The sequence below is a fragment of the Streptomyces bambusae genome (assembly GCF_019400985.1).
Lineage (GTDB): Bacteria > Actinomycetota > Actinomycetes > Streptomycetales > Streptomycetaceae > Streptomyces > Streptomyces bambusae_A.
This window is the reverse complement of record NZ_WTFF01000529.1, coordinates 1-2,935: the sequence shown is the minus strand read 5'-3', so window position 1 is coordinate 2,935 and position 2,935 is coordinate 1. Positions and strand designations below refer to the sequence as shown.

Genomic DNA, 2,935 nt, shown 5'->3' with positions numbered 1-2,935 from the left:
CAGCAGGTGCCCGGCCTGCGGGACTGGGCCGCCCAGGTGGCGGCCGGTGCCGACGCGGGCGTGGGGATCTCGCTGCGGCTCGACCTGTCCTCGTTCCGGCTGTTCGACGAGGCCGAGCCGGAGGACCTGCGGCGGGCCGGCGCCGCCGTCGTCCAGGTGCACAGCCTCGCCGATCCGACGCTGGTCACCGATGCCGCGGCGCTGTGGGCGGGCACCGCCGCCGAGGGCTTCGGCCCGCGGTCCCGCATCGAGGTGGTGCTGGCGGTGCGCCGGGCGGGCCGGGTGTGGCCCGCGCTGCTGCGGCTGCTGGAGCAGCCGGTGCCCGATGTGCTGTCCCTGTCCGATCCCGAGCTGGAGGACCTGCTCGGCGCGGCAGCGAGCCGCCTCGCCGCGACCGGGGTCGTCGTGCACTGGCCGCGTGAGCTGGCCCGTTCGCTGACCGCGACCGCCGTCGTGCGCGCCACCGCGCCCGGCTCCGCCGCCGACGGGACGGCCTTCTTCGACGCGGCCTCGCTGTTCGACTTCTCCTGGGAGCTGGCGCTGGGCGGCGACCGGCTGACACCCGGCGAGATGGAGGCCCTGGCGCAGGCCCACCGGCCCGTGGTGCGGCTGCGCGACCAGTGGGTGCGGGTGGATCCGGAGCTGGTGCGCAAGGCGCGCGTGCGGGAGCTCGGGCTGCTGGACCCGGTGGACGCGCTGGCCGTCGTACTGGGCGGCACGGCGGAGGTGGACGGGGAGACGGTGCCGGCCGTGCCGGTGGGGGCACTGGCCGCCCTGCGGGACCGGCTGACCGGGGAGCTGGCCCCGCTGCCCGCCCCGCCCGGGCTCCACGCGACCCTGCGGGACTACCAGGCGCGCGGCCTGGCCTGGCTGGACCGGATGACCTCGCTCGGCCTCGGCGGCTGCCTCGCCGACGACATGGGCCTGGGCAAGACGCTGACGCTGATCGCCCTGCACCTGCACCGCGGCCGGCGCGAGCCGACCTTGGTGGTGTGTCCCGCGTCGCTGCTGGGCAACTGGCAGCGGGAGATCGAGAAGTTCGCCCCGGGCGTGCCGGTGCACCGCTTCCACGGCAGCGGCCGCAGCCTGCCGGACACCGCTGCCGGCGGCGGTGGCGTTGCCGGTGCCGGTGCAGGCGGCGTGGCCGGGGGCTTCGTGCTCACCACGTACGGGACGATGCGCGCCAGCGCCGCCCTGCTGGCCGAGCAGGAGTGGGGCATGGTCGTCGCGGACGAGGCCCAGCACGTGAAGAACCCGCATTCGGCGACCGCGAAGGCGCTGCGGACCCTGCCGGCCCCGGCCCGGGTCGCGCTGACCGGCACCCCCGTCGAGAACAACCTCTCCGAGCTGTGGGCCCTGCTCGACTGGACCACGCCCGGGTTGCTGGGACCGCTGACGGCGTTCCGGGCCCGGCACGCCCGGGCGGTGGAGCAGCAGCAGGAGCAGGACGGGGGCAACGAGGCGGCGGTGGCCCGACTGGCCGCGCTGGTGCGGCCGTTCCTGCTGCGGCGCCGCAAGTCCGACCCGGGCATCGTCCCCGAGCTGCCGCCCAAGACCGAGACCGACCATCCGGTCCCGCTCACCCGTGAGCAGGCGTCGCTCTACCAGGCTGCGGTGGACGAGGCGATGGCCGTGATCGAGGGCAGCGAGGGCATCGCCCGGCGCGGAATGATCATGAAGCTGCTGGGCTCGCTCAAGCAGATCTGCAACCACCCGGCGCAGTACCTGAAGGAGGAGCGCCCGAGGATCGCGCACCGCTCGGGCAAACTCGCCCTGCTCGACGAGCTGTTGGACACCATCCTCGCGGAGGGCGGCTCGGTCCTGGTCTTCACCCAGTACGTGACGATGGCCCGGATCCTCCAGCAGCACCTGGCCGCGCGGGGCGTGCCCGCCCAACTCCTGCACGGCGGCACGCCGGTGGCGCGCCGGGAGGAGCTGGTGGAGGGCTTCCAGTCGGGGGAGGTGCCGGTGTTCCTGCTGTCGCTGAAGGCGGCGGGCACGGGGCTGAACCTCACCCGGGCCGGCCATGTGGTCCACTTCGACCGCTGGTGGAACCCGGCCGTCGAGGAGCAGGCCACCGACCGGGCCTACCGCATCGGCCAGACCCAGCCGGTCCAGGTGCACCGGATCATCGCCGAGGGGACCGTGGAGGACCGCATCGCCGAACTGCTGGAGACCAAGCGGGCCCTGGCGGAGGCCGTCCTCGGCTCCGGCGAGGCCGCCCTGACCGAGCTCACCGACCGCGAGCTCGCCGACCTCGTCTCGCTGCGGAGGCCGGCATGATCACCGCGCGCGAGGAGCGCCGCCGTACGTTCGAGTCCGTGCCGGCCGGGGTGGAGGCGGCCACCTGGTGGGGCCGGGCGTGGGTGTCGGCCCTGGAGCGGCTCTCCCGCGACTCCGCCCGGCTCGCGCGCGGCCGCGGGTACGCGGAGGGCGGCCGGGTCGACACCGTCACGGTCACCCCGGGCCGGATCGTGGCGTACGTCCGCGGCAGCCGGCCCCGGCCGTACCGCACCGAGCTGGCCCTGGCCGTGTTCACGGACCCGGAGTGGTCCGAGTTGCTCCGGTCCCTGGCCGAGGATCCGGGCAGCCTCGCCGCGCTGCTGGAGCGCGAGGTCCCCCAGGGCCTCGCCGACCGGGTCCTGCCGGGTCCGGGCGACCTCGTGCCGCGCTGCTCCTGCCCGGACGCCGGCCCGCCGCCGTGCAAGCACGCCGCGGCCCTCTGCTACCGCGCGGCCCGGCTGCTGGACGAGGACCCCTTCGTCCTGCTGCTGATGCGCGGCCGGGGCGAGCGGGAGCTGGTGGACGAGCTCACCCGCCGCAGCGCGGTCGAGGCGGCCCGCGAACGGCCCGCGGCCGCAGCGGGCTTCCCGGGTACGCCCGCCCGCGCCGCCCTCGGACGCCAAGCTCGCGGCGCAGCCCGCCCGGCACGACT

The 2,935-nt window shown here is 76.0% G+C and carries 2 protein-coding genes; both read left to right on the top strand.

The genetic code is table 11. The annotated features are described in order from the left end of the window. Positions 1-2,283, top strand: a 2,283-nt coding sequence (locus tag GPJ59_RS35130; protein ID WP_219672128.1) for a DEAD/DEAH box helicase, incomplete at its 5' end; no start/stop codon positions are given. Next, a partial coding sequence (locus tag GPJ59_RS35125) for an SWIM zinc finger family protein (protein WP_219672126.1) occupies positions 2,280-2,935 on the top strand: 656 nt, incomplete at its 3' end. The genes GPJ59_RS35130 and GPJ59_RS35125, both read left to right, overlap by 4 nt.